This window comes from Roseococcus thiosulfatophilus, assembly GCF_017311575.1.
Taxonomy (GTDB): Bacteria; Pseudomonadota; Alphaproteobacteria; order Acetobacterales; family Acetobacteraceae; genus Roseococcus; species Roseococcus thiosulfatophilus.
This window is the reverse complement of record NZ_JAFFQY010000063.1, coordinates 118687-143278: the sequence shown is the minus strand read 5'-3', so window position 1 is coordinate 143278 and position 24592 is coordinate 118687. Positions and strand designations below refer to the sequence as shown.

Sequence of the window (24592 nt, the reverse complement as noted above, 5' to 3'; positions counted from 1 at the left end):
CCGTTGTTTCAGGGGGTAGCTTGGCCTGCCTCTTCGCCGCGCGCCAGCCATGCGCGTGCCAGCGCGTCGAAGGCGGAAACGGGCAGTTCCTCCGCCCGGCGCTCGGGCGCGATGCCGCAGGCAGCCAGCAGCGCCTCCGCCTGGCCGAGCGGCTTGAGGGCGCCGCGCAGCATCTTGCGCCGCTGCCCGAAGGCGGCGGCGGTGATGCGCTCCATGGCGCGGAAGAGTTCCGGCGGTGGCTGCTCGGCATGGGGTGTCAGCACCACCACGGCCGAATGCACCTTGGGCGGCGGGCGGAAGGCACCCGGCGGCAGGCGCAGCCCAATGGCGCAGGACGCCACCCATTGCGACAGCACCGCGAGCCGCCCGTAATGCTCCGTCCCCGGGGCGGCGGTGATGCGGAAGGCCACCTCCTCCTGGAACATCAGCGTCAGGCGCTCCCAGGCGGCGGCCTCGCGCAGCCAGCCGATCAGCAGGGGCGTGCCGACATTGTAGGGCAGGTTCGCCACCACCTGGCGGGGGGCGGGGAGCTCCGTGGCGCCATGGAAGTGCCGCGCGTCCTGCCGCAGCACGGTCAGCCGGCCCGGATGCGCGGCCTCCACCTCGGCCAGGGCGGCCAGCGCGCGCTCATCCAGTTCCACGGCGGTGAGATGCGCCAGCGGATGCGCCAGCAGCGCGCGGGTCAGCCCGCCCGGCCCTGGCCCCACCTCCAGCACGTGCCGGCCGGCCAGGTCGCCGGGCAGCAGGGCAATGCGGCGGCACACGGCCTCATCCAGCAGGAAATGCTGGCCCAGCGCCTTCCGCGCATCGAGGCCGAAACGGCGAACGACCTCGCCAAGCGGGGTCAGCGCCCCCGCGGCGTCAGACGCGCTGGTCAATGATGGCGCGGCGCCGCAGCTCCCGCTGCAATTGCCGCGCGACCAGCTCCACGCGGTCGCGCAGGATGGTCTGGCGCGCGATCTCGGGGGTGAACTGCTCCTCCTCCTGCCGCTCGCGGCCGCAGACCATCAGCAGCAGGATGCCATCGGGGGCGATCAGGGGCTCGCTGAAACGGCCGATGGGCAGGGAGGCCAGCACCTGGCGCAGGGGCGGCGGGTTCACGCCTTCGAGGCGAATGGCGCCCGGGTCCAGCGGACGGTCGCTGGTGCGGGGCAACGCCTCGGCCGCCGTGCAGCCGCGGGTCGCGCCCTGCAGGCGCTGCGCGCGCTCCAGGGTGGCGCGCTGCTGGTCGGTGGGGTTGTTCGGGTCCAGCCGCTCGGTGAAGGGCAGGAAGATCTGTCGCAGCGACACCATGGTCGAGACCTGGGCCGCCTGCCCCGCCTCGCGCCGGGCCCGCAGCGTCACGATCTGGAAGCCGCCGGCCACGCGCACCGGATTGCTGATGGCGCCGGGGGGCATCTGGGTGACGATCTCGGCCACCTCGGGGTCCAGCCGCTCGGGCACCACCCAGCCCAGGTCGCCGCCCTGCAGGGCCGATTGCGCCTGGCTGAACTGCGTGGCGACAACCGGAAAGGGAGAGCCGCGGCGGAGCTGGTTGATGATCTCCTGCACGAAGCGCTGGGTCTCGGCCTCGACATCCGGGTTTTCGACCGGGATGAAGATCTCGGCGACCAGGTATTCGGGCGTCCCGGCGCGGGCGCGGCGGGCGGCGATGGCCTCGGCCACCTCGGCGTCGGAAACCTGGGCCTGGTCGCCCAGGCCCTGGCGCAGCAGGCGCCCCCACCCGATCTGCACGCGGATCTGGTCGTAGAGCACGCGCGGCTGCACGCCCATGCGCTGAAGCTGTGCGACCAGCGCGCCCGCGGGAAGGTTGTTGCGGCGCTCGATGTCGGTGATGGATTCCAGGATGTCCTGGTCGCTGACCGGGATGCCGCGGCGCTGCACCTCCTGCATGCGCAGGCGCTCATCAATCAGCAGGCGGAGCATCTGCGGCTCCAGCCGGCTGATGGCCTCCTGCCCACCGGCCATGCCGATGTTGAGCGCGAAGAGGCGCGCGCGCGAGGCGACCTCCATCTGCGTCACCACATCGCCGTTCACCACGGCCAGGATGCGGTTCATGTTGCCGGGCGCGGCCTGGGCGGCAGGCGCGCGCTGGGCGGCGGCGGGGCTGGCCACCACCCCCAGGGCCAGGGCGGCACCCAGGCCGAGGGCGGCCATCCGGGCGGGGCCCCAGCGGAGGAGATTGGGGCGGGGTGTCGGTGTGCGGCGCATGTCGGCTGCCGTCATAGAGCGGTTTCGCCTCCGGTGGAAAGCACCGCGCGCCCCGGTCACAGCGCGCGCAGGCTGAAGTCACCCACGGTCTTGAAGGCGATGCGGAACAGCAGCGCGGTGTTGCCGCGATACGGGTCGTTGGTGATGGGGTTGAAGCCCAAGCGGCGCTGGAACTGCGCCTGGATGATGCAGCATTCATCCTCATAGCCCGCGGTGCCCAGAAGCCAGGCGGGGCGCTCGGTCCGCAGGTCGAGCTGCATGGAACCGCTGGCCCGCCACACGCCGCCCGCGCGGGTGCGGTACTCCGCGCCAAGCCCCATGCCCACCTCCCGCCGCCCGGGGTCGTCCGCGAAGAAGGCCTGGCGCGGCTGGTCGAGGTAGCTGGCGGTCAGGACCACATTGTCCAGCACCCCGATGCGGCCGAGCGAGGTGGCCAGCACCGCGTCGCTGGCGCGGTGGTTGCCGGAACGGCCGTCGAGGCGCGTCCGCCCCATCACCTCGAACCAGGGCACGGGGGCGAAGGCGGCCCGGCCCACCCAGTCGGATTCGCGGCGCTCCAGCCCGGAATTGGCGGGGAAGATGTTGCTGTCCTGGAAGCGGAAGGAACGGCCGGCGAGGCCCTCCACCCGGCCGCCATTGGGGAAGAGCCAGGAGGCGCGCAACGCCGCATCCACGCGCGTGCCCCCCTCCTGCCGGTCCCGGCCGGTGAAGCGGTTCAGCTGGAAGAGGTTAGCGTCGGTGAATTCGAAATCCACGCTGTCCTCATTGGGAAAGCGCAGCTGCCGCCCGGTGGCGGGGCCGGTGACGACCTGCACCCGCGGCTCCAGCAGCTGCTGGCCCCAGATGCCGACGGGACGCACCAGCGGCATGCGCCAATCAAGCGCCAGGCGGAGGTTCGCGTCGCCACGCGTGCCATTGGCGTCGGGCAGCAGGCCCGGGGCGTTCTGCTGGCCATCGGCGTGGTAGGCGCGCAGGTCGGTCTGGGCGCGGATGGTCCAGATATCGCCCTGCGGCCCGAGCATCGGGCGCTCCCAGGCCAGGCGGCTGGCCAGGCGCTGGGTGGCGCTGCCCACCGGCCGCGTGAGCGAGAGCGCGCCCATGTCGAACGTGAGGTGCCCGCCCAGCACCGTCTGGCGCGGTGCGTATTCATAGAAGGCGTTGGGCGCCACCACCGGCAGCAGGCGCGTATCCTCCAGCGTCCGCAGGCCCTGGTAGGCGCGGGCATCGATGCGCGCGTAGTGCTCCGTGCGCCAGAACCCCTCGGCATAGACCTGGCTGACCAGCACCCGCTGCAGCCCCAGGCGATAGGTGCGGAGATAACCTTCGCTGCTGGCGCGGTTGATGTCGAAGCCCACGCGCCAGTTCTCGGTCAGGTGGAAGCGCCCCCGGGCCGCGACATGGCCCGCCACCTGCTCATCCTGTGTCTGACCGAAGTCGCTCAGCCGCCGCAGCGTGTCGCGCCGCAGGTAGCCGATGGAACCCTGGAGGTTCACCTCGCCATTGTTGAAGCGGCGGCGATAGGTCAGGTCGAGGTTGGGCAGGACCTCGCTGCCCTGGGTCAGGGTGGCGGTGAGGTCCTGCTGCCCGTCAATCGCCCAGAAATAGGGCACGGAGGCGAAGGCGCCCAGGAAACGGGTGTAGCCGAAGGCGGGAAAGAGAAAGCCCGAGGAGCGCGGCGTCTGCGGGTCCGGATGCGAGAAGAAGGGCGTGTAGAGCACCGGTACGCCGCCCACCTCCACCACCGCGTCGCGGTAGGAGATGCGCTCGGTGCGCCGGTCCTGCGTGGCGAGGCGGGCCCGCAGCTGCCACAGCGGCGGGCGCGTCGGGTCCGTCTCGCAGAGGTTGCAGGCGGAATAGACCACCCGCGCCAGATCCGTGACCTCGCCGCCGCTGCGCCGCGCGCCCGTCGCGGCCACCCGGGCATTCTGGACCAGCCGCGCGCGGATCTCGCGCAGCACGCCGTCGCGGAACTGGTCGGCCAGCTCGGCTTCCTCGGCGTAGAAGACCTGCCCATCGGCCTCCAGCAGCTGGACATTGCCGCGCAGGATGGTCACGCCGGTGTTGCGGTCATGGATGAAGGTGTCGGCGCGGACGAAACGCTCGCCCTGCCAGGCCTCGACGCGGCCGCGCGCGGTGACGACGCCGGTCTGCTGGTTGAACTCCACCTCGTCGGCGGTGAACACGACGGGCGCGTCCTGGTCCACCCGCAGGCCGGGAATGCCGGCAGTGGGTGCCTGGGTGACGGCCGCGGGCGTGGTGGCCGCGGGCGGCGATGCGCCTTGCTGCGCCTGGCCCGTGGTGGCCAGCATGGCGAAGAGCGCGAGCGCCAGCGTCCCCCCTGCCCGGCGCAGCGCCTGGCGCCAGGCGCCACGGGCCCGCCGCCGGTCCCGGCGGGAGGCGAAGCGCGGCAGATGGCTGCTCACCCGCGGTGGTTGTGCCATGTCAGCCTTCCTCCAGGTGCAGAAGCAGCGCCAGCGCCAACAGAAGGCCGGTCGCGGTGGGGGCCCAGGCGGCCAGCCAGACGGGCAGCGACCCCGCCTCGCCGAATTCCCCGGTCACGCGGTCAAGGACATAAAGGGCGAAACCCGCCGCGACCCCGGTCGCGATCGCGGCCGCCGCCCCGCCCTGGCGCGAATGCCGCATGGAGAAGCCGGCGGCCAGCAGCGCCATGGCCACCGCCAGGAAGGGCGTGCTCAGCATCGAATGCAGCTGCAGCCGGTGCCGCAGCGCCGAGAAGCCCGATTGCTCCAGCAGCTCAATAAAGCCCGGCAGCGCCCAGAAGGAGAGCGTGTCGGGCGAGGCCACGCTGTCCTCGATGCGGTCCGGCGTCAGGATGGTGGGCAGGGTGATGCTCGGGTGCTGGCTGGGCAGGGGGCGTCCCGTCTGGAACATGGTGACGTCTTCCAGCAGCCAGTTTCCGCCCGTCAGGCGTGCCCTTGGCGCCTCCAGGCGCTGCAAGGGCTGATCCTGGCGGGAAAGGCGCCAGACGGTCACCTCGGTCATCACAAAATCGGCCCGGTCGGTGCCGAGCAGCCGGGCGGGCCGGCCGGTCAGGATGGCGAGGCCCCCGGGCTCGATCCCCGCATCGGCCTGCCGCAGCCACAGTCGGCCGCCGGCGAGCGCGGTCACCCCGCCGCCCGCCCGCAGGAAGGACGCATCCAGCCGCTCCGCCCGCGCCAGCATGGCCGAGGAGAGCGGCGAGATGGCGGTGATGGCCGTGATGCCGGTCAGCAGCGCGACGGCCGTGGGCCCGGCCAGGAAGGCGAAGGCCGAGATGCCAGCGGCCCGTGCCACGATCAGTTCCGAACCGCGGGCCAGCCGCCAGAAGGCCAGCATGCCCCCGAGCAGGATGGCGAAGGGCAGCAACTGCATGGCGATGAAGGGCATGCGAAGGGCGGCGATGGTGGCCACGATGCCGAAATTGGCCTCGGGCCGCCCGGCCGCGCGGCGCAGCAGCTCCACAAAGTCGAACAGCGAGACCAGCAGCGTCAGCGCCACCAGCAGGATCAGCGCCGAACCCAGGAAGCGCCGCGCGATATAAAGGGTGAAGGTGATGGCCGGCGTCATGCCACGCCCCCGTTCAGCGCGCCCATGAACGCAGCCTCCCGCCCAGGCCCGGCAACCCCGCGATGATCCAGACCGAGACCAGCCCGGGGACGATGGCATGCAGCCAGACCAGCGGAAGTAGCGAATTCTGCCGCGCCGCCGCGCTGCCCAGCGTCAACCCCAGCGCCAGCAGCGCCACCATCACCCCGCATCCCACGAAAAGCCGGAACCCGCCGCCGAAACGCCGGAACTCCCCCGTCAGCGCCACGGCCAGTGCCAGCAGCGCGAGGCCGATGGCCGTCAGCGGGTTGGCCAGGCGCTGGTGCGCCTCGGCGCGGTAGCGGCGGCGGTCGCGGTCGGACACGTCGTCATCGGGGTCCAGCAATTCCATCAGGCTGCGTTCATGGGCGTTGCGGAAACGGTCGCCCTCCACGCGGCTGGTGCGGGCGAGGTCGAGGCTGTTCTCGGCGAAGGAGAGGGTGGTCAGGCGCGGGCGGGTGACGCCATCGGCACCCCGGACCATCTCCACCTGCTGGCGCTGCCCGTTGATGAGGGTGACGCGCGGCCCCTGGGGGGTGGAGGTCAGCCGCCCCGTCTCCGCGATGATGGTGACGGGCACCCCCTGCTCGCGCGTGTCGTGCACGAGGATGCCGAAGAGATTGTTGGCCCCGTCCCGGGCGCGGGCATAGACCATCAGCTCCCCGCCCAGCTGGCTGAACACGCCATCCTGGAGCAGCAGCCCGGCCATCTGGTTGCGGATTTCGAACTGCCATTCCCGGAAGGCGTGCTGGGCGAGCGGCGTGAGCCAGAGATTCAGCAAATAGCACAGCAGCATGGCCCCCGTGGCCACCGCCATGGCGGGCCGGGAGAGCTGCCAGTTGGACAGGCCGGCGGCGCGCATCACCACCAGCTCGCGGTCGCCCGCCAGGCGCACATAGGTGAAAAGCACCACCACGAAGGTGGTGATGGGCAGGATCAGCCCGAAGAAGCCCGGCAGCAGCAGGCCCGTCAGTTCCAGGAAGACCCAGAAGGACAGGCCGCGATCCAGCACCAACTCGATGAATCGCAATGACTGCGTGAGCCACACCAGCGCGGCGAGGCCCACGGTCACGGCGAACAGGGTCAGCGCCAGTTGGCGGACGATGTAGCGGTCAATGCGCCTCATGCCCGGATGGTCTACCAGCGGACGGCGCCGCGGTCATCCGCCGGGAAGGACCTTCCCCGGATTCATGAGGCCCCGGGGGTCGAGCGCCGCCTTGATGGCGCGCATGGCGGCGAGTTCCGCCCCGCCCCGCCATTCCTCCATCATGTCGGTCTTGAGCCGGCCCACCCCGTGCTCGGCCGAGAAACTGCCGCCCAGGTCGCGCACGATGGCGTTCACGCAGTCCATGATGTCATGCGAACGGTCCAGGAAGGCCGCGGGGTCCATGCCCTCGGGCTGGACCAGGTTCATGTGGATGTTGCCATCGCCCAGATGCCCGAAGGGCACGGGGCGGCTGCCTGGGATCATCTCGCGCAGGGCGTCGGAACAGCGGCGGATCATCTCCGGCACCTTCGAGACGGGCACGGAGACATCATTCTTCACATTGGCGCCGGTGCGCTTCTGGGCCTCGGGGTGCTCCTCGCGCAGGCGCCAGAGGCTGGCGCGCTGGGCCTCGGATTCGGCGAGGATGGCGTCCTCGATCTCGCCCTCGATGAGGGCCGCCTCCAGCACCTGCTCCGCCAGGGCCCGCAGCCCCGCCCCTTCCCGGCTGGCCGTCAGGTCCACCAGCACATAGTGGTTCACGGGGTTGGACAGCGGCAGGGCCGTGCCCTCGATGGTCTTGAACACCATCTCCATGCCCGTGCCCGACATGTATTCGAAGGCCCGCACCGCGCCCTCATCGGCCGCGCGGAAGCGGCGGAAGAGGGAGAGGGCCGCATCCTCGCTCGGCACGGCGCAGAGGGCGGTCACGGTCTCGCGCGGGGCCGGAAACAGCCGCAGCACGGCGGCCGTGATGATGCCCAGCGTGCCCTCGGCGCCCACGAAGAGGTGGCGCAGCGCGTAGCCGGTGTTGTCCTTCCTCAGGCGCCGCAGGCCATGGATGATGCCGCCATCGGGCAGCACCACCTCCAGCCCCAGCATCAATTCCCGCGCATTGCCGTAGCGGACCGTGGTGTTGCCGCCCGCATTGGTGGAGAGCAGCCCGCCGATCATGGCCGAACCCTCCGCCCCCAGGCTGAGCGGAAACAGGCAGCCATGCTCCGCCGCCACCTCCTGCGCGCGGGTCAGGACCAGCCCGGCCTCGACCGTCATGGTCATGTCGAGCGCGTCCACCTCCCGCACCCGGTTCATCCGGGCGAGGCTGAGAATGACCTGCCCCGGCCGCGATTCCGGGGTGGCGCCGCCCACCATGGAGGTGTTGCCGCCCTGCGGAATGATGGCGATGCCATGCTTCGCGCAGAGCGCCACGCAGGCCGAGACCTCTTCCGTGCTGGCCGGACGCAGCAGCGCCATGGCTTCGCCGGTGTAGAGGCCGCGCCAGTCGGACAGGTAGGGGGCGAGGTCCTCCGGCGCCGTCAGCAGGCCGGCGGGGCCCAGAATGGCGCGCAGCGCGTCGAGCGGGGGCAGGGCGTGCAGGTCGTCGGGCATGGTGTCAGCGCGCCGGGGCCAGTTCGGCCGAGCGGTCCCAGAGGTTCGGCACCACCGCATTGGTGTAGCCCGAGATGAAGGGCTTCTGCGCGCTGGTCTCGGCGTCGAAGGTGTGGCGGGCGATGGCGCCGATGTTGCCGCCATAGACATGGATGGAGATGGAGGCGCGGTCGGTCAGCGCGTTGGTCACCCAATGCGCGTCATCCTCGCCGCTGCCCACGCCGACCACCTCGCCCGGGGCGAGATGGTCCACCTGGCCCGCCCGCATGGGCCGGCCGGGCTCGGGGTGCATGGTGGTGCTGACCTCAGCGCCGCGCAGCATGCCGACGAGCCCCCAGACCTTGTGGTTGTGGATGGGCGTGCGCTGGCCAATGCCCCAGACGAAGCTGACCACGGAAAAGCGCTCCAGCGGGTCGCAATGCAGCAGGTACTGGCGGTAGGTGGGGCCGGGCTCGGCCAGGGCCTCGGGCAGCCAGTCATCCTGGGCAATCAGGCCCTTGAGCAGGGCGCCGCCCTCCTCCAGCCATTCGGCCTCGGAGGGCGAGCGGTCGGCCAGCCGGGTCATGGACTGGATGAAGTCTCGCAGGCGGGAGATATCGGGCATGGGCGTCAGCCCTCCGTGAGCGCGCGCTTGGCCACGGTCGCCAGGTAGTTGGCGACGGTGGGGATGATGGCGTCGTTGAAGTCATAGGCGGGGTGGTGCAGCTCCCGGCCATTGTCGGCCGGGCCATTGCCGATCCAGACGAAGGCGCCGGGCACCTCCTTCAGGAACCAGGCGAAATCCTCGCCGGTCATGGCGGGGGCCATGTCGCGGCGGATGGCGGTGACGCTGGCGGCGGCCGCGGCGGCCGTCTCGGCCTCGGCCGCGTGGTTGATGGTGACGGGCACGCCGCGTCGGAACATCACCTCGCAGGACAGGCCATAGGTGGCGGCGATGCCCTGGCCGATCTCGCGCATGCGGGCCTCGATCAGGTCGCCCACCGCCTCGTCCAGCCAGCGGGCGGTGCCGCGGATCAGGGCGCGGGCGGGCACCTGGTTGGTGGCGGTGCCGCCCTCGGCCACGGTGATGCTGACCACGCCGGACTTCACCGGGTCCACCGCGCGCGAGACGATGGATTGCAAGGCCACGATGGCATGCCCCATGCCCAGCACCGGGTCACGCGTCATGTGCGGCAGCGCCGCATGGCCGGCATGGCCGTCGAAGACCAGCTCGAACCGCGCGCCGGCGGCCATGACGGGCCCCGGATGGATGGCGACGGTGCCCGCCTCCAGCCCCGGCCAGTTGTGCCAGCCGAAGATGCGCTCCATCGGGAAGCGCCGGAACAGCCCGTCCTGGATCATGGAGCGCGCGCCCCCGCCCCCTTCCTCGGCCGGCTGGAAGACGAGGCGGATGGTGCCGCTCCAGCCCGTGTCCTGGTGCAGCAGGGCCGCGGTGGCGAGCAGCGAGGCCGTGTGGCCGTCATGGCCGCAGGCATGCATCACACCGGGCTTGCGGCTGCGCCAGGGCAGCGTCTCGTCCAGTTCCTGGATGGGCAGGGCGTCCATGTCCGCCCGCAGCCCGACCGAGCGGTTGCCGCCGGCCCGGCGCAGGGTGGCGACCACGCCATGCCCGCCCACCCCCGTCTCGATCTCCGCCACGCCGATGGCGCGGAGCTGTTCCACGACGAAGGCGGCGGTCTCGCCCTCGTCGAGCGTCAGCCCCGGATTGGCGTGGAGATGCCGCCGCCAGGCCGTGGCGGCTTCGTGCAGGGAACCGTTCATGACACAAAGCTTAGAGCAGATCGCCGGCTGCTGAAATCGGCCCTGGCGGCAAAGGCGGCGGCCAGCGCGACCCATACCATTTTTGAGGCAGGCTTGCTGAAACGGCATTCTCTCTCGCCGGCTTCGATGTTATCTTAAAAGGATTACCGACCCTGGGTTGAAAAATGGCGCGCCTCGACGCCCATGGATGTCCGGATCGGGGAGTTTCGGGACGGTCTTGCCCCTCCGGACGGGCACGCCGCCGGATAGCAGTCAGGACGAGGCACAGGCGGGAATGAAGTTCGCGGACATCGGACAGCAGTTGCGGGCCTACCGCATGGAATCCGGCATGCGCGCCGAGGAGATCGCGGCGCGCCTCGGTGTCTCCCGTGCGGCGCTCTATCGCTATGAGAAGGGCGAGGTCATCAAGCTGGAGACCATCCGCCGGCTGGCGGAACTGCTGAAGGTCTCGCCCCTGTCGCTGCTCGGCATCGGCATCGAGTATTTCGCCCGTCCCGGCGCCTTCCAGGAGCGGCTGCGCGGCCTGGAGGAACAGGCTGACCAGATGTTGCTGGTGGGCGAGGCCTACAGCCTCCCCATCACGGGCGAGGCCTTCGACGGCGCGCTGGCCGAGGCCTGGACCCAGGCCATCGCCGCCGGCGCGGACCGCCTGGTGCAGATCGCGGCGGTGGAGCAGTCACTGGCCACGCTGGCGGCCCGCAAGCGGGCCTATGCCCAGAAGCGGCCCAACCTGACGGCGGTGCTGAGCGAATCGGCGCTGCTGCGCTTCCTGGAAGAGGGCGTGGCCCCCGGCCTGCAGGTGCCCGAGGCGACGCGCACCCGCTGCCGCGAGGCCGCCCGGCATGAGGCCGAGAACCTCGCCCGCCTGATGGAGAACGTGCCCATCGGCCTGCAGATCGGCCTGGCCACCGGGCCCCAGCCCAGCGGGTCCTTCATGGTGTTGCGCGGCCGGGACCGCGCCCATGTCGTCACGGCGCCCATCGCCGCCGATACCCCGCCCGCGGCCATCCCCGGCGTGGCCGGCATCACCGCGGCGGAGGAGGGCGTGGCCGTGCACCAGCGCGTGGCGGAGGCCATGTGGCGCGACGCCATGAAGGGGGCCGCGGCCGCGGAGCGCGTGCGGGAATTGCTGGCGCGCAGCCGAGCCTAGCGCGGGATGCGTTGAGGTGGAATCACCGAAGACGTTGAATCCCGCTCTCAAGGAAGGCTGGAGCAGGCTGCGTGAACGCATGTGAACGCAGCATGCTCTAGGCTTCCCTACCCCTCCAGATGCCGGCGCGGCCACCACCGCGCCGCCAGCCCCTCCACGGGGCCGAACACCAGCGACACCGCCCAGAGCGCGGCCGCCGCCAGCACGATGGCCGGCCCGCTGGGCACGTCGGCGTGGAAGGAGAGCAGCAGCCCCGAGAGGGTCGCGGCCAGCGCCACCGCGACCGAAACCAGCACCATGGCCCCCACGCCCCGCGCCCAGTGCCGGGCCGCGATGGCGGGCAGCATCATCAGCCCCACCGCCATCAGCGTGCCCACCGCGTGGAAGGCCGCGACCAGGCTGACCACCACCAGCGCCATCAGCCCCAGATGCCAGGCACTTCCGCGCACGCCCACCGCGCGGGCGAAAGAGGGGTCGAAGCATTCCAGCACCAGCGGCCGCCAGGCCACGGCCAGGAAGAGCAAGGTGGCGGAGGCCGCGCCCCCCATCATCAGCAGCGCCAGGTCATCCACCCCCAGCACCGAGCCGAAGAGGATATGCGTGAGTTCCACCGAGGAACCGCGCCAGGAAATCATCACCACCCCCACCGCCAGCGCGGCCAGGTAGAGCGCGGCCAGCGCCGCATCCTCCCGTCCGCCCGTCGCGCGGGAGATGGCACCCGCCCCGATGGCGATGCCCAGGCCCGCCACCAGCCCCCCCACCGCCATGGCCGGCACCGACAGCCCCGCCACCAGGAAGCCCAGCGCCACGCCCGGCAGGATTCCATGGGCCAGCACATCGCCCGTCAGGCTCATCCGCCGCAGCATGAGGAAGACGCCGAGCGGCGGGGCCGAGAGCGAGAGGGCCAAGCACCCCACCAGCGCGCGCCGCAGGAAGCCGAATTCGACGAAGGGGCCGACGAGGCCCTCCCAAATAGGGCCCTCCCCGATCATGGACTCAGGCGGCGCGGACGCAGGGGGCGGCGTCATCCGCCCAGGCCTCGGCCATCATCCGCGCGCGCAGGCGGTTCTGCGCGGAGAGAACTTCGTCGGTCGGGCCGCAGGCCACCACCTCCCGCGCCAGGAGCAGGGTGGTGGGGAATTCACGGCGGACGAGGTCGAGGTCGTGCAGTACGGCCAGGATGCTGCGGCCCTCGCCGTGCCAGCGGCGCACCACCTCCAGCAGGTCGGCCGCGGTGCGGGCGTCCAGCGCGTTGAAGGGTTCGTCCAGCAGGATCACGGGCGCGTCCTGCAACAGCAGCCGCGCGAAGAGCACGCGCTGGAACTGCCCGGCCGAAAGGCTGCCCACCGGCCGCTTCTCGAAGCCCGACAGCCCCACGGCCGCCAGCGCATCGGACACACGGCCGGGGTTGGCGATGGCGCGGAAGACCCCGGCCTCGTTCCACAGGCCCAGCAGCACGGCATCGCGGCAGGAGAGCGGGAAGCTGCGGTCCAGCGCCGAGGCCTGGGGCAGCAGGGCCACCTGGCCCGCGCCCTCGATGCCGCCCTCGGCCGGGGCGTGCAGCCCGGCGACCGCGTGCAGCAAAGAGGATTTCCCTGCGCCGTTGGGCCCGACCAGCGCCATCTTCTGCCCCGGGGTGAGCCGGAAGCTGACATGGTGCACGGCCGGGTGGCGGCCATGCGTCACCGTGAGGTTCCGCACCGCCAGTTCCTGGACGGCCCTCATGTCCGCATCGCCCAGAAGATCGCCGCCCACAGCAGGGCCAGCAGCGCACCCACCCAGATCAGGCGGGGGGCGATGCCGGTGGCGAGGTCGAGCGGGTTGGGGGGCAAGCGCATCACGTTATCTCATAACAGCGTGGGGCCCCGTCGCCAATGCGCCCCGCGCCGGACTATCCTGCGCCCATGGCATCCCCTGACGATGAACTGCGCCGCGCCCTTGCCCGGCATCGGGCTTTCGCGACCCTGCTGCTGGTCCTGATGGCCGTGCTGATGGTGCTGGCCTACCAGTTCCCGGCCGGCTTCTGGCCGGATCTGCTGGCGGCCTCGGCCAAGGCCGGCGTGGTGGGGGGGCTGGCCGACTGGTTCGCCGTGACGGCGCTGTTCCGCCGTCCCATGGGGCTGCCCATTCCGCACACCGCCATCATCCCGCGCCAGAAGGACAGGCTGGGGCGGTCGCTCGGCGGCTTCGTGGCGAACCACGTCTTCACCGAGGCGGAGGTGAAGCGGCTGATCGGCCAGCTGGACCTGGCGGGCATTGTCGGCGCCTTCCTGGCCAACCCGGCCCATACCCGCCCCGCAGCCCAGGCCCTGGCCGAGGCCCTGCCCCGGCTTCTGGACACGCTGGAAGACGGCCGCGCGCGACGGCTGCTCATGCGGCTGGTGCCGCGCGTGGCGGGCGGCCCGGGCGGGGCCGCGCTGGTGGCCCGCGCGCTGCGGGCGCTGATCGCGGGCGGGCAGCACCAGGCGGTGTTCGACCTGGCGCTGGGCCAGATGAAGGTGCTGCTGGAAGCCAAGCATGACGACCTGCGCGAGGCCATCAAGCGCCGCGTGCGCGACCAGGGCGGCGCCGTGGTGGGCTGGGCCGCCGGCGCCTATGTGGCCGACCGCGTGTTGGCCGCCGTGAACGCCGAACTCCAGCGCATCGAGCCCGGCGATTCCGACCTCCGCGCAGCTTTCGAGGCCTGGCTGGAGGCCGAGATCACGCGCCTGGAAACCGAGCCCGAGCGCGCCGCTGCCCTGGGCGCCGCCATCCGCCGCGGCCTCGCGCACCCGACCGTCACGGAATGGCTGGCCGATGTCTGGCGCCGCCTGCGCGAGGCGCTGGTGGCCGATGCCCGCAACCCCAGCGGCCGGACGGTGGCGCTGATCGAGGCCTCCTTCGCCAATGCCGGAAATTTCCTGGCCGAAGACGCGGTGGCGCGCGCCCGGCTGAATGCCGCCATCGAAACCACCTTCGCGAGCCTTGTGCCCACCGCCCAGGACCGGCTGGCCGCCTTCATCGCCCAGGTCGTGGCCGGCTGGGACAGCCGCGAGGTCAGCGACAAGATCGAACTGCGCGTGGGCAAGGACCTGCAATACATTCGCATCAATGGCACGCTGGTGGGCTTCCTGGTGGGCGCCGCCCTCTACCTGCTGATCCACTGGCTGAACGAGGGGAGGGTCGCGCATTGAACACGCCGCTGAACTCATTCGATGAATTGTCGCCCGGCCAGCGCTTTGACTATGGCAGCTTCCGCCTGAGCGAGGCCGAGATCATCGCCTATGCGCGCGACTTCGACCCGCAGCCCTTCCACATGGACCCGGAAGCGGCGCGCGCGGCACCGCTGTTCGGCGGACTGGTGGCGTCCGGCCTGCACACCATGGGCATGTGCTTCGGCATGATCATGCGCAGCGGCATCTGGACGCGGATCAGCCTCGGCGGCTCGGGCATTGATACCAAGTGGCCCGCGCCGCTCCGCCCCGATGAGGAAGTGGCGGTAGCGTCCGTGGTGGAGAGCGTGAAGCCATCACGCTCGCGCCCCGAGATGGGCGTGGCCATGGTCCGGCACCTCGGCACCCGCGTGGCGGATGGCGTGGTGGTCATTGACATGCTGGCCACGCATTTCCTGAAGCGCTGAAACGCGGAAAGGGCCGGAGGTTTCCCCCCGGCCCCTTCCTATTCAGGCGTTGCCTGCTGGTGTCAGCCGGCGGCCTTCATGATCTCGTCCGCCACGTTGCGCGGCACGGGGTCGTAGTGGTGGAACTGCATGGAGAAGGACGCACGGCCCTTCGTCATGCCACGCAGGTTGGAGATGTAGCCGAACATCTCCTTCAGCGGCACATGCGCGCGCACGATGACCGAGGTGCCGGCCATGTCCTGCGACTGGATCACGCCGCGGCGGCGGTTCAGGTCGCCCACCACGTCGCCCACATGGTCCTGCGGGGTGGTGACCTCCACGTCCATGATCGGCTCCAGGATCACCGGGCCGGCCTTCTTCATGCCCTCGCGGAAGCAGGCCTTGGCGGCGATCTCGAAGGCCAGTGCCGACGAGTCCACGTCATGGTACTTGCCGTCCGAGAGGGTGAACTTGAAGTCCACCGTCGGGAAGCCGGCGAGCACGCCCGTGTCGGCCTGCACCTTGATGCCCTTGTCCACGGCCGGGATGTATTCCTTCGGCACCGCGCCGCCGACCACGGCGTTGACGAACTCGATGCCCGTGTTCCGCTCCAGCGGCTCGAAGGTGATCTTCACCTCGGCGTACTGGCCCGAACCGCCCGACTGCTTCTTGTGGGTGTAGACCTCGGTGTGCGGCTTGGTGATGGTCTCGCGATAGGCCACCTGCGGCGCACCGATGTCGCACTCCACGCCGTATTCGCGGCGCAGGCGGTCCACGATGATCTCGAGGTGCAGCTCGCCCATGCCGGAGAGGATGGTCTGGCCCGTCTCCTGGTCGGTCTTGAGGCGCAGGCTCGGGTCCTCGCCGGCCAGCTTCTGCAGGCCGAGCGTCATCTTCTCGACCGCTTCCTTCGTCTTGGGCTCAACCGAGATGTCGATCACGGGCACGGGGAAGGCCATGCGCTCCAGCACCACCGGGTCCTCGGCGGAGGCCAGGGTGTCACCGGTGCCGGTGTCCTTCAGACCCACGAAGGCCGCGATGTCGCCGGCGATCACTTCCTTGATTTCCTCGCGCTTGTCGGCGTGCATCTGGAACATGCGGCCGATGCGCTCGCGGTGGCCCTTGGTCGTGTTCATGACCATGTCGCCCTGGCGCAACACGCCCGAATAGACGCGCACGAAGGTCAGGTTGCCGTACTTGTCGTTGATGATCTTGAAGGCGAGGCCGGCGAAGGGGCCGTCTTCCTTCACAGGGATGATGCGGCGCTCGGCCGTCTCGTCCTGGCCTTCCTCGGGGGCGACCTTGATGCCCTCGACGTCCACCGGGCTTGGCAGGTAGTCGATCACGGCGTCGAGCAGGGGCTGCACGCCCTTGTTCTTGAAGGCAGAGCCGCACAGCACGGGGCGGAATTCGCCGCTCACGGTGCCGCGCTTGATGCAGCGCTTCAGCGTCTCGACCGACACGTCGCCCTTGTCGAAGTACTCTTCCATCGCCGTCTCATCGATGCCGACGGCGGTGTCGAGCAGCTTCTGGCGGTACTCGGCCACCTTGTCGGCCATGTCGGCGGGGATCGGGGCCTCGTGGTACTTGGCGCCGAGCTCGTCGCCTTCCCAGATCAGCGCCTTCATCTCGACGAGGTCCACCACGCCCTTCAGCGTGTCCTCGATGCCGATGGGCAGCTGCAGCGCGACCCAGTTGATGCCGAGCTTCTCGGTCAGCGTCGCGGCGGCCTTGTAGAAATCGGCGCCGGTGCGGTCGAGCTTGTTGATGAAGATGATGCGCGGCACGTTGTAGCGGTCCGCCAGGCGCCAGTTCGTCTCGGACTGCGGCTGCACGCCGGCCACGCCCTCGATGATGAAGATGGCGCCGTCGAGCACGCGCAGCGAACGGTTCACCTCGATGTTGAAATCGATGTGGCCGGGGGTGTCGATGATGTTGATGCGGTGGTCATTCCACACCGCCGTCACGGCCGCCGAGGTGATCGTGATGCCGCGCTCACGCTCCTGCGCCATGTAGTCGGTGGTGGTGTTGCCGTCATGGACCTCACCGATCTTGTGGCTCTTTCCCGTGTAGTACAGGATGCGCTCGGTCGTGGTCGTCTTGCCGGCGTCAATATGCGCCGTGATCCCGATGTTCCGGATCTTTTCGAGAGCGGTGTGTGCCACTGCGGGCCTCCATGCGGCAAAAGCAGGACAACGCCCGTCGAGGGGCGCCGCCTGCTCTTCTGAATCGTGGGCAGAGATCTATACGAGGCGGGACATGCACCTTCCCGCCGTTTTTTGCAACCCTTGCCGGCTACAGGGCGAGGCGCAGGATGGCGGCGACATCCCCCGCGCCCGTCACTGGCCGGGGATTGGTCGCAATGGGCGGGTCGCCGAGCCAGCGCCCGGCCAGGTCCGGGATATCGGCCTCCGTGATGCCAACCTCACCCAGCGTCACCGGCAGCCCCAGGCCCCGGATGAAGCCGCGCAGCGCCGCATGGCAGGGCCCGCCGCCGAACAGCGCCGCCAGTTCCGCCTGGCGCACGCCATTCACCGCCTCGTTCCACTGCATCACGGCCGGCAGCATGAGGCAGGAGGTGACGCCATGCGGCACGCCGCGCGCCCCGCCCAGGATGTAGCCGATGCCGTGGCTCGCCCCCACGGGCACCCCGGCCCAGCCGCCCATCACCGACATCCAGGCCGCCTGCTGGCAAAGGGCGCGCGCCGCGCGGTCGTTCGGATCACGCGCCACGGCGGGCAACCCCTGGGCCAGCATCCGCAATGCCTGCCACGAGACGGCGTCCGAGAAGGGCTGCGGCGCGGACGAACACCAGCGCTCCGCCCCATGGTCCACCGCGCGGATGCCGGAGGAGAGGAAGAGCTCCGCCGGCGTCTCCATCACCGCCTCGGGGTCCAGGATGACGCTGCGCGGCACCATCCAGGCCTCCAGCAGCCGGTATTTCCGGCCCGCCACCGTGTCGGTGACGCCCGCATGGGGGGCGAACTCGGCCGCCGAGAGCGTGGTGGGCACGGCCACGATGCGCGGGCTGGGGGGTGCGCCCTCCCAGGCGCCGGGATGGGCGGCGCGGCCAGCGGCCGCCCCGGTCACATCGGCCACGGCGCGAAAGCCGCGCCACACCCCCTGGCAGGCCACCTTGCTGCCATCCACCACCGAACCGCCGCCGACGGCCACCACCAGGTCGGCCTCGGTCTCGACCAGCAGGGCGGTCAGCGCCAGCACATCCTCGATGGCGCTGTGGGCGCGCATCCGGGCGAAGGTCCCGGCCAGCGCAGGGCCAATGGCGCGGCGGGCCTCGGCCACGATGCGGCTCTCGGCCAGGGAGCGCGTGGTGACCAGCACGACCCGCCGCGCGCCCGCGATCTCGGGGGGAAGCGCCTCCGCGACGGGGCTGCCATGACGCACGCGTTCCTGCGCGGGCCAGCGATGGATGCCAGGCGTCATGCCGCTCAATCCACCCGCGCGCCAGCGGCGCGGACCACATCGGCCCAGAAGGGGATCTCCTCGGCGATGAAGGCGTCGAAGGCGGCGGGCGATTCCGAGGGCAGGCCCTGCAGCCCCTCGCGCGCCAGGCGTTCCCGCACGCCGGGGTCGGCGGTGATGCGCCGCGCGGCCTCGAAGACGCGCTGGCGAATGGGCTCGGGCAGGCCCGCCGGCGCCCAGAGCCCCCACCAGCCGCCGATGTTCAGCCCGGGCAGCCCAGCCGTGCCGGTGCCGGGAATGCCCTCGATGACGGGCGAGGCCTCGCGCGTGGTCAGCGACAGCGCCCGCAGCTGCCCGCCGCGCACAGGCGGCAAGGCCACGGGCGGCGTGCCGATCAGCAGCTCAACATCGCCCGAGAGCACGGCCTGGAGCGAGGGGGCGCCGCCGCGGAAGGGCACGTGCGTCAGCTCGATGCCCGCGGTCCGCGCCAGCATGACACCCGCCAAGTGCGAAGGCGTGCCATTGCCGGGCGTCGCGTAGTTCCACCGCCCAGGCTCGGCCCGCACGCGTTCGATGAGCTGCGCAAGCGTCGTGATGCCGAGCTGCGGGCGCACCGCCAGGATGGTCGGCAGGTCCGTCAGCCGCGTGATGGCGGTGAAGTCCCGCACCGGATGGAAGGGGATGCGCGCATACAGGGCCGGGTTCACCGCATGGCTGAAATTGCCCCCCAGCAGCAGGGTGTGGCCATCGGGCTCGGCCCGCGCCACGGCTTCCGAGGCGATGTTGGAACCCGCACCCGGCCGATTGTCCACCACCACGGCCTGGCCCAGCGCCTCGCGCAGCGGCTCGCTCAAGGTGCGGGCGATGAAGTCGCCCGAGCCGCCGGGCGGGAAGCCCACCACGAGGCGAACGGGCCGCGTGGGGGACCAGGATTGGGCGCGGGCCAGGTTCGGGGCGGCAAGCAGCACGGCGCCGGCAGCGCCGAGGGCGCGGCGGGAGATGGGCATGGGCGTTCCTCCGAGGGGCGTCTTGGCCGGGGCGGTGCCGCCCCGGCATGGGAAGCTTCGGCCAGGGGCCCTGCCCGCGCAACCCGCGCGAGGAATGGGATGCGGCGGCATGTCCCGCCGCATCGCCCGTCAGGAGAGGCTTACTTCAGCCCCTTGCAGAAGCGCTGAATGCGCGTGCAGGCCTCGACCAGCGTCGCGTCATCGGTGGCGTAGCTGATGCGGAAATGGCCGGGGAACATGAAGGCCGAACCGTGCACGGCGGCCACCCCTTCCTCCTCCAGCAGCGCCTCGACGAAATCGGCATCGGTCTCGAGCTTGCGCCCACCGGCCGAGGTCTTGCCCAGGCAGCCATGCAGCGAGGGGAAGACGTAGAAGGCACCCTCGGGCTTGGCGCAACGCAGGCCGGGGGCCTGGTTCAGCATGTCCACCACCAGGTTGCGGCGGCGCTGGAACACCTCGCCCATCGCGGCGACACTCTCCTGCGGGCCGTCGAGCGCCTCGATGGCCGCGGCCTGGCTGACGCTGCTGGTGTTCGACGTGCTCTGCCCCTGCAGCTTGTCCATGGCCTTGATGAGCGCGACCGGCGCGCCCGCGAAGCCGATGCGCCAGCCCGTCATGGCATAGCCCTTGGAGCAGCCATTCATGGTGATGGTGCGGTCGCGCAGGCGGGGTTCCACCTGCACGATGGTGGCGGGCTTGAAGCCGTCGAAGGCGAGCTTCTCGTAGATGTCGTCGGTGAAGATCCACACATCGGGGTGGCGCAGCAGCACGTCGGTGAGCTTCTTCAGCTCCTCCGCGCTGTAGGCCGCGCCCGTGGGGTTGCAGGGGTTGTTGATGATCAGCCACTTGGTCTTGGGCGTGATCGCCGCTTCCAGCTGCTCGGCCGACATCTTGAAGCCCGAGTTCTGCCCGCAGGGCACGAAGACGGGCGTGCCCTCGGCCAGCGCCACGATGTCCGGATAGCTCACCCAGCAGGGGGTAGGGATGATGGCCTCGTCGCCCGGGTTGATGGTGGCCAGCAGCGCGTTGAAGATCACCTGCTTGCCGCCGGTGGTGACGATGATCTCCTCCGGCGCGTAGTCGATCCCGCTGTCGCGCTTGAACTTGCGCGCCACCGCCTGCCGCAGCGCCATGGTGCCGGCCACGTCGGTGTATTTCGTCTCGCCGCGCTCGATGGCCGCGATGGCCGCGTCCTTGATGTTGCGAGGCGTGTCGAAATCGGGCTCGCCCACCGAGAGGCTGATCACATCCTTGCCGGCCGCCTTCAGCGCGCGGGCCTTGCCGGTGATGGTGATGGTCTGAGAGGGCGAGATGCGGTCGAGCCGATCGGCGGTGAGGTTCATGTCCGTCCAGGTCCTGGCGTGGAGCTGATTCACGCCTTTGGCGTGCCCGCCAAAGCCGATCAGGCTCCAGGACGCGGACCCTATTCCCGTGACGGAGGGGTTTCAACCCGCGCCCGCCACCTTGCTGCCAAGGCATAGACGAGCAGCAATGTCGCCGCCGCCCCCAGCAGCAGGGTGGCCAGCGCATTGGCCTCGGGCGTCAGCCCCAGCCGCAGCGCGGAGAAGAGATAGACCGGCAGGGTGGTGGCACCAGGGCCGGAGACGAAGCTCGCCAGCACCACGTCATCCAGCGAGAGGGTGAAGGCCAGCCCCCAGCCCGCCAGCAGCGAGGGCATGATCAGCGGCAGGGTGATGGTGCGGAACACGATGAAGGGCGAGGCGCCGAGGTCCGCCGCAGCCTCCTCCAGCCGCGGGTCCAGCGCGGCCAGCCGCGCCTGCACCAGCACCGCCACGAAGGCCATGCCCAGCGCCGAATGCGCGAGCCACACGGTCATGGCCCCGCGCTGCGCCGGCCAGCCCGTCAGCCCCTGCAGCCCCACGATGAGCAGCAGGAAGGAAAGGCCCATCACCACCTCGGGCAGCACCAGCGGCGCACCCGCCAGGGCACCGAACAGCGGGCGCCCACGGAATGGCCCATGCCGCGCCAGCACCCAGCCGAGCACCAGGCCCAGCAGCGTGGCGAGCGTGGCGGCGGCGGCCGCGATCCGCAGGGACAGCCAGGCGGCCTCCAGCAGCCGCTCGTTGGCCGCCAGGGCATGGAACCAGCGGAAGGAAAAGCCGCCCCAGATGTAGGGCGTGCGACCATCCGAAAAGGCGTAGGCCACCATCAGCGCGATGGGCGCCCAGAGGAAGAACAGCCCCGCATAGAGCGCCCAGCGCCTCATCGCGCGGCCAGCCGCTGGAAGGCGGCCACGGGCAGCAGCAGCAGGGCCAGCAGCGCGGTGGCCAGCGCGGCCGCCGCCGGCCAGTCGAGGGTCTGGAAAAACTCCTGCCAGATGGCGCGGCCCACCAGCAGCGCCTCCGGCCCGCCCAGCAATTCGGGGATCACCACCTCGCCGGCGGCGGGGATGAACACCAGCAGGAAGGCCGCGGCCAGGGCGGGTGCGGCCAGCGGCAGGGTGATGGTGAAAAGCACCCGCCACCGCCCGGCGCCGAGGTCGGCCGCCGCCTCCTCCAGCGTCAGGTCCCGCCGGGCGAGGCTGGCATAGAGGGGCAGCACGGCGAAGGGCAGATAGGCATGGACCATGCCGAGGATCATCGCGCCCTCGGTGTGGAGCATCCGCAACGGCGTCTCGATCAGCCCGGCCTGCATCAGCATGGTGTTCACCCAGCCGGAATCCCGCAGCAGCCCCACCCAGGCCGAGACCCTAAGCAGGAAGCCCGTCCAGAAGGGCAGCAGCACCAGGGCCAGCCAGATGAATTGCCGCGCGGGCGGCGCGGCCGCGATGCCCAGCGCCATGCCGAAACCCAGCACCAGGCACAGCGCGCCCGTGATGAAGGCGAGCCGCAGCGATTGCCACAGCGCGTCACGGTAGAAAGAGTCGGACAGCACCAGCCCCCAGGCCTCCAGGCTGCCCTGCCAGCCCCCGGCTCCCCAGGGCGGAATGACGGGCGGCACGCCGGAGGTGGCGGTGCCGAAGCCCATGGCCAGCACGATCAGCAGGGGCGCGGCCACCAGCACCCCCAGCGCCAGCCAGCCCGCCGCGCGCATCATGCGGAGAGCGGCGCCAGGGCGGACGCCTCCCAGCCCAGCGCCACGCGCTGGCCAGGTTCGGGCGCGGCCTGGCCGGCCACCAGCACCACGCGCAGCGAGAGCCCGCCTGGCGCGCGCGCCAGCAGCAGCGTGTCGGCGCCGCGGAAGGCGACCTCCTCCACCACGGCCTCGGTGCCGTTGCGGGCGGGGGCAGTGGGACGCAGGGCGATGCGCTCGGGCCGCAGCGCATAGGCGGGCGCGCGTGTCGCGGCGTCGAGCGGCACGGGGCCCCCCGCCTCCAGGATGTTCGCGGCGCCGAGGAAGCGCGCCACCGCCCGCGTGGCCGGGCGTTCATACAGCGCGCGCGGCGTGTCGAACTGCGCGATGCGCCCGGCCTCCAGCAGCGCCACGCGGTCGGCCAGGGCCAGTGCCTCGGCCTGGTCATGGGTCACCATCACGAAGCTGGCGCCGGTGCGGCGTTGCAGCGCGCGCAGTTCCAGCCCCGTACGCTCCCGCAGCCCGGCGTCCAGCGCGGCCAGGGGTTCGTCCAGCAGCACCAAGGCGGGGCGACGGGCCAGGGCGCGGGCCAGCGCCACGCGCTGCTGCTGCCCGCCCGAGAGCTGGGACGGCCGGCGGCGCTGCAGCCCCTCCAGCCGCAGCAGCGCCACCAGTTCGGCCACGCGCGCGGCGATCTCGCGCGCCCCCATGCCGGCGCGGCGCAGCCCGTAGGCGATGTTCGTCGCCACATCCATGTGCGGGAACAGCGCATAGGACTGGAACATCATCGCGACATCGCGCGCCTGCGGCGGCAGGGCGGTGATGTCCTTGCCCTCCAGGTGGATGCGCCCCGCATCGGGCCGGTCGAAGCCCGCGACCAGCCGCAGCAGCGTGGACTTGCCGGAACCCGAACCGCCCAGCAGCGCCACGAACTCGCCCGCCCCTACGTCAAGGCTGAGCGCATCCAGCGCCACCGCCGCGCCGAAGCGGCGGGTCACGTCCTCCAGGCGCAGCAGGGCGTCAGCGCCCGGCGCGGAAGCGCGCCCAGACGCGGGCGCGGGCGCGCTCGCCCGCCGCGGCCGGGGTGCCAGCCACGAAGCTGTCGGCCAATGTCGCGGCATCCGGATAGACGGAGCGGTCCTCGCGGATCTCGGCCGCCAGCAGGGGCAGGCTGCCTGGCACCGCGTTGGGGTAGCCCACTTGGGTGGTGATGGCGGCCATCACGTCCGGCTGCAGCAGGAAGTTGATGAAGGCGTGGGCGGCGTCCGGGTTGGGCGCGTCGGCCGGAATGGCCATCACGTCGAACCAGAGCTGCGCGCCCTGGCGGGGGGCGACATAGGTGATGGTGTGGCCACGATTGGCCTCCGCCGCGCGGCCCGCAGCCTGGATCACGTCGCCCGAGAAGGCGAAGGCCAGGCAGATCTCACCCGCCGCCAGCGCCTCCAGCAGGGCGGGCGGCGAGGGGATCGAGCGCAGATAGGGCCGGATGGCGAGAAGTGCGCGCTGCGCGGCCTCCAGCTCGGCCGGCACCACGCTGTCGGGGCTGAAGCCCAGGTGGCGCAGCACGCTGGGCAGCACGTCGGTCGCGCTGTCCATCACGGCAATGCCGCAAGGGGCGAGGCGCCGCGCATGCCGCGGGTCCAGCAGCAGGGACAGGCTGTCCAGCGGCGCGTCGGGGGCCAGCGCCCGGATGCGCTCCGCGTTCATGCCAAGCCCGACGCTGCCCCAGAGGTAGATCAGCCCATGGCGGTTGCCAGGGTCCACATTCGCCACGCGGGCCATCAGCGCCGGGTCGAGGTTCGCCGCATTGGGGATGCGCGCCATGTCGAGCGGCCGCAACGCGCCCGCGCGCAGCAGGCGGGCGAAGGTGGGTTCGGCGGTGGGGACGATGACGTCATAGCCGGAGCGGCCCGCGGACAACTTTCCTTCCAACGCTTCCAGCGTGTCGAAGACGTCGTAGCGGACGCGGATGCCCGTCTCGGCGGTGAAACGCTCGATCACGGCGGGGTCGATGTAGTCGGTCCAGTTGTAGACGTTCACCACCTGCTGCTGGGCGGGGGCCTGCGCGCCGGGAAGCGCGGCGAGGGCCAGGGCGGCGACGGCGGCAAGGAGGATGCGGCGCATGGACCATGTCTCCGGCGGTGGCAGCCTCGCTCATGCAACAAGGGATGGGCGGCGTCCATACCTGAATATATTCCTTGACTGCGGCAGGAATTCATTCTATTTCGGCC

The 24592-nt window shown here is 71.1% G+C and carries 21 protein-coding genes; 3 read left to right on the top strand and 18 right to left on the bottom strand.

Going from position 1 to position 24592, the window contains the following annotated elements; all coding sequences use genetic code 11:
* Nucleotides 1–8 precede the first annotated feature (8 nt).
* From rsmA to JTN19_RS18680, 8 genes are read right to left on the bottom strand one after another with little or no spacing between them, the layout of a single operon-like run.
* The gene (rsmA, locus tag JTN19_RS18715; RefSeq protein WP_206935781.1) at nucleotides 9–878 is read right to left on the bottom strand and encodes a 16S rRNA (adenine(1518)-N(6)/adenine(1519)-N(6))-dimethyltransferase RsmA; all 870 of its coding nucleotides are present in this window, start codon (nucleotides 876–878) and stop codon (nucleotides 9–11) included.
* A complete protein-coding gene (locus JTN19_RS18710; protein WP_206935779.1) occupies nucleotides 862–2211 on the bottom strand; it encodes a peptidylprolyl isomerase in 1350 nt (449 codons plus the stop codon). The genes rsmA and JTN19_RS18710 overlap by 17 nt, the downstream gene beginning before the upstream one ends.
* Before the next feature lie 56 nt (nucleotides 2212–2267).
* The gene (locus JTN19_RS18705) at nucleotides 2268–4652 is read right to left on the bottom strand and encodes an LPS-assembly protein LptD (protein ID WP_242531282.1); all 2385 of its coding nucleotides are present in this window, start codon (nucleotides 4650–4652) and stop codon (nucleotides 2268–2270) included.
* 1 nt (nucleotide 4653) lies between these two features.
* Nucleotides 4654–5778, bottom strand: a complete 1125-nt coding sequence (gene lptG, locus JTN19_RS18700; RefSeq protein WP_206935778.1) for an LPS export ABC transporter permease LptG — start codon at nucleotides 5776–5778, stop codon at nucleotides 4654–4656.
* Nucleotides 5779–5791: 13 nt separating this feature from the next.
* Nucleotides 5792–6922, bottom strand: coding sequence for an LPS export ABC transporter permease LptF (gene lptF, locus JTN19_RS18695; protein WP_206935777.1), 1131 nt, complete (start codon nucleotides 6920–6922; stop codon nucleotides 5792–5794).
* 33 nt (nucleotides 6923–6955) lie between these two features.
* The gene (locus tag JTN19_RS18690) at nucleotides 6956–8389 is read right to left on the bottom strand and encodes an FAD-binding oxidoreductase (RefSeq protein WP_206935776.1); all 1434 of its coding nucleotides are present in this window, start codon (nucleotides 8387–8389) and stop codon (nucleotides 6956–6958) included.
* 4 nt (nucleotides 8390–8393) lie between these two features.
* The gene (locus tag JTN19_RS18685) at nucleotides 8394–8993 is read right to left on the bottom strand and encodes a cysteine dioxygenase family protein (RefSeq protein ID WP_242531281.1); all 600 of its coding nucleotides are present in this window, start codon (nucleotides 8991–8993) and stop codon (nucleotides 8394–8396) included.
* 5 nt (nucleotides 8994–8998) lie between these two features.
* Nucleotides 8999–10150 carry an amidohydrolase gene (locus tag JTN19_RS18680; RefSeq protein ID WP_206935775.1) on the bottom strand — a complete coding sequence of 384 codons (1152 nt, stop codon included), beginning with the start codon at nucleotides 10148–10150 and terminating at the stop codon, nucleotides 8999–9001.
* A 274-nt stretch (nucleotides 10151–10424) separates the two neighbouring features.
* On the opposite strand from JTN19_RS18680, the gene JTN19_RS18675 reads away from it, so the two are divergent.
* Nucleotides 10425–11300: a helix-turn-helix domain-containing protein gene (locus tag JTN19_RS18675; RefSeq protein ID WP_206935773.1), complete on the top strand. Its 876-nt coding sequence runs from the start codon at nucleotides 10425–10427 to the stop codon at nucleotides 11298–11300.
* Nucleotides 11301–11407: 107 nt separating this feature from the next.
* Here JTN19_RS18675 and JTN19_RS18670 read toward each other — a convergent pair whose 3' ends face one another.
* Together JTN19_RS18670 and JTN19_RS18665 are read right to left on the bottom strand one after the other, a co-directional pair.
* Nucleotides 11408–12292: a metal ABC transporter permease gene (locus tag JTN19_RS18670; protein WP_206935771.1), complete on the bottom strand. Its 885-nt coding sequence runs from the start codon at nucleotides 12290–12292 to the stop codon at nucleotides 11408–11410.
* Between the two features lie 4 nt (nucleotides 12293–12296).
* A complete protein-coding gene (locus JTN19_RS18665; RefSeq protein WP_206935768.1) occupies nucleotides 12297–13025 on the bottom strand; it encodes a metal ABC transporter ATP-binding protein in 729 nt (242 codons plus the stop codon).
* Nucleotides 13026–13204: 179 nt separating this feature from the next.
* Here JTN19_RS18665 and JTN19_RS18660 point away from each other — a divergent pair, with 179 nt between their 5' ends.
* Both JTN19_RS18660 and JTN19_RS18655 read left to right on the top strand, forming a co-directional pair.
* Nucleotides 13205–14473 carry a DUF445 domain-containing protein gene (locus JTN19_RS18660; RefSeq protein WP_242531280.1) on the top strand — a complete coding sequence of 423 codons (1269 nt, stop codon included), beginning with the start codon at nucleotides 13205–13207 and terminating at the stop codon, nucleotides 14471–14473.
* Nucleotides 14470–14919, top strand: coding sequence for a MaoC/PaaZ C-terminal domain-containing protein (locus JTN19_RS18655; RefSeq protein ID WP_206935763.1), 450 nt, complete (start codon nucleotides 14470–14472; stop codon nucleotides 14917–14919). Before JTN19_RS18660 ends, JTN19_RS18655 begins: the two co-directional genes overlap by 4 nt.
* A 62-nt stretch (nucleotides 14920–14981) precedes the next feature.
* On the opposite strand, the gene fusA is transcribed toward JTN19_RS18655, so the two are convergent.
* The 8 genes from fusA to JTN19_RS18615 form a co-directional block, all read right to left on the bottom strand.
* Nucleotides 14982–17063 (bottom strand): elongation factor G, encoded by a 2082-nt coding sequence (gene fusA / locus JTN19_RS18650; RefSeq protein WP_206935760.1) that lies wholly within the window; start codon nucleotides 17061–17063, stop codon nucleotides 14982–14984.
* Between the two features lie 130 nt (nucleotides 17064–17193).
* Nucleotides 17194–18342, bottom strand: coding sequence for an iron-containing alcohol dehydrogenase (locus JTN19_RS18645; RefSeq protein ID WP_206935757.1), 1149 nt, complete (start codon nucleotides 18340–18342; stop codon nucleotides 17194–17196).
* Nucleotides 18343–18347: 5 nt separating this feature from the next.
* Entirely contained in the window at nucleotides 18348–19328 is a 981-nt protein-coding gene (locus JTN19_RS18640; protein WP_206935755.1) for a Bug family tripartite tricarboxylate transporter substrate binding protein, read from the bottom strand.
* 140 nt (nucleotides 19329–19468) lie between these two features.
* Nucleotides 19469–20671 carry a pyridoxal phosphate-dependent aminotransferase gene (locus JTN19_RS18635; RefSeq protein WP_206935925.1) on the bottom strand — a complete coding sequence of 401 codons (1203 nt, stop codon included), beginning with the start codon at nucleotides 20669–20671 and terminating at the stop codon, nucleotides 19469–19471.
* An 80-nt stretch (nucleotides 20672–20751) separates the two neighbouring features.
* A complete protein-coding gene (locus JTN19_RS18630) occupies nucleotides 20752–21555 on the bottom strand; it encodes an ABC transporter permease subunit (protein WP_206935752.1) in 804 nt (267 codons plus the stop codon).
* The gene (locus tag JTN19_RS18625; protein ID WP_242531279.1) at nucleotides 21552–22385 is read right to left on the bottom strand and encodes an ABC transporter permease; all 834 of its coding nucleotides are present in this window, start codon (nucleotides 22383–22385) and stop codon (nucleotides 21552–21554) included. Before JTN19_RS18625 ends, JTN19_RS18630 begins: the two co-directional genes overlap by 4 nt.
* Nucleotides 22382–23359, bottom strand: coding sequence for an ABC transporter ATP-binding protein (locus JTN19_RS18620; RefSeq protein WP_340643371.1), 978 nt, complete (start codon nucleotides 23357–23359; stop codon nucleotides 22382–22384). Before JTN19_RS18620 ends, JTN19_RS18625 begins: the two co-directional genes overlap by 4 nt.
* Before the next feature lie 22 nt (nucleotides 23360–23381).
* On the bottom strand, nucleotides 23382–24485 hold the full coding sequence (locus tag JTN19_RS18615) for an extracellular solute-binding protein (protein ID WP_206935747.1): 1104 nt from the start codon (nucleotides 24483–24485) through the stop codon (nucleotides 23382–23384).
* Between the last annotated feature and the right edge of the window lie 107 nt (nucleotides 24486–24592).

Coding starts and splice junctions, on each gene's coding strand:
- JTN19_RS18710 (WP_206935779.1), bottom strand. CDS start 2,211: ATGCGCCGCACACCGACACCCCGCCCCAATCTCCTCCGCTGGGGCCCC.
- JTN19_RS18615 (WP_206935747.1), bottom strand. CDS start 24,485: ATGCGCCGCATCCTCCTTGCCGCCGTCGCCGCCCTGGCCCTCGCCGCG.
- JTN19_RS18630 (WP_206935752.1), bottom strand. CDS start 21,555: ATGAGGCGCTGGGCGCTCTATGCGGGGCTGTTCTTCCTCTGGGCGCCC.
- JTN19_RS18670 (WP_206935771.1), bottom strand. CDS start 12,292: ATGATCGGGGAGGGCCCTATTTGGGAGGGCCTCGTCGGCCCCTTCGTC.
- JTN19_RS18665 (WP_206935768.1), bottom strand. CDS start 13,025: ATGAGGGCCGTCCAGGAACTGGCGGTGCGGAACCTCACGGTGACGCAT.
- JTN19_RS18625 (WP_242531279.1), bottom strand. CDS start 22,385: ATGATGCGCGCGGCGGGCTGGCTGGCGCTGGGGGTGCTGGTGGCCGCG.
- JTN19_RS18660 (WP_242531280.1), top strand. CDS start 13,205: ATGGCATCCCCTGACGATGAACTGCGCCGCGCCCTTGCCCGGCATCGG.
- lptG (WP_206935778.1), bottom strand. CDS start 5,778: ATGACGCCGGCCATCACCTTCACCCTTTATATCGCGCGGCGCTTCCTG.
- lptF (WP_206935777.1), bottom strand. CDS start 6,922: ATGAGGCGCATTGACCGCTACATCGTCCGCCAACTGGCGCTGACCCTG.
- JTN19_RS18675 (WP_206935773.1), top strand. CDS start 10,425: ATGAAGTTCGCGGACATCGGACAGCAGTTGCGGGCCTACCGCATGGAA.
- JTN19_RS18690 (WP_206935776.1), bottom strand. CDS start 8,389: ATGCCCGACGACCTGCACGCCCTGCCCCCGCTCGACGCGCTGCGCGCC.
- JTN19_RS18705 (WP_242531282.1), bottom strand. CDS start 4,652: ATGGCACAACCACCGCGGGTGAGCAGCCATCTGCCGCGCTTCGCCTCC.
- JTN19_RS18645 (WP_206935757.1), bottom strand. CDS start 18,342: ATGACGCCTGGCATCCATCGCTGGCCCGCGCAGGAACGCGTGCGTCAT.
- JTN19_RS18680 (WP_206935775.1), bottom strand. CDS start 10,150: ATGAACGGTTCCCTGCACGAAGCCGCCACGGCCTGGCGGCGGCATCTC.
- JTN19_RS18640 (WP_206935755.1), bottom strand. CDS start 19,328: ATGCCCATCTCCCGCCGCGCCCTCGGCGCTGCCGGCGCCGTGCTGCTT.
- JTN19_RS18635 (WP_206935925.1), bottom strand. CDS start 20,671: ATGAACCTCACCGCCGATCGGCTCGACCGCATCTCGCCCTCTCAGACC.
- JTN19_RS18685 (WP_242531281.1), bottom strand. CDS start 8,993: ATGCCCGATATCTCCCGCCTGCGAGACTTCATCCAGTCCATGACCCGG.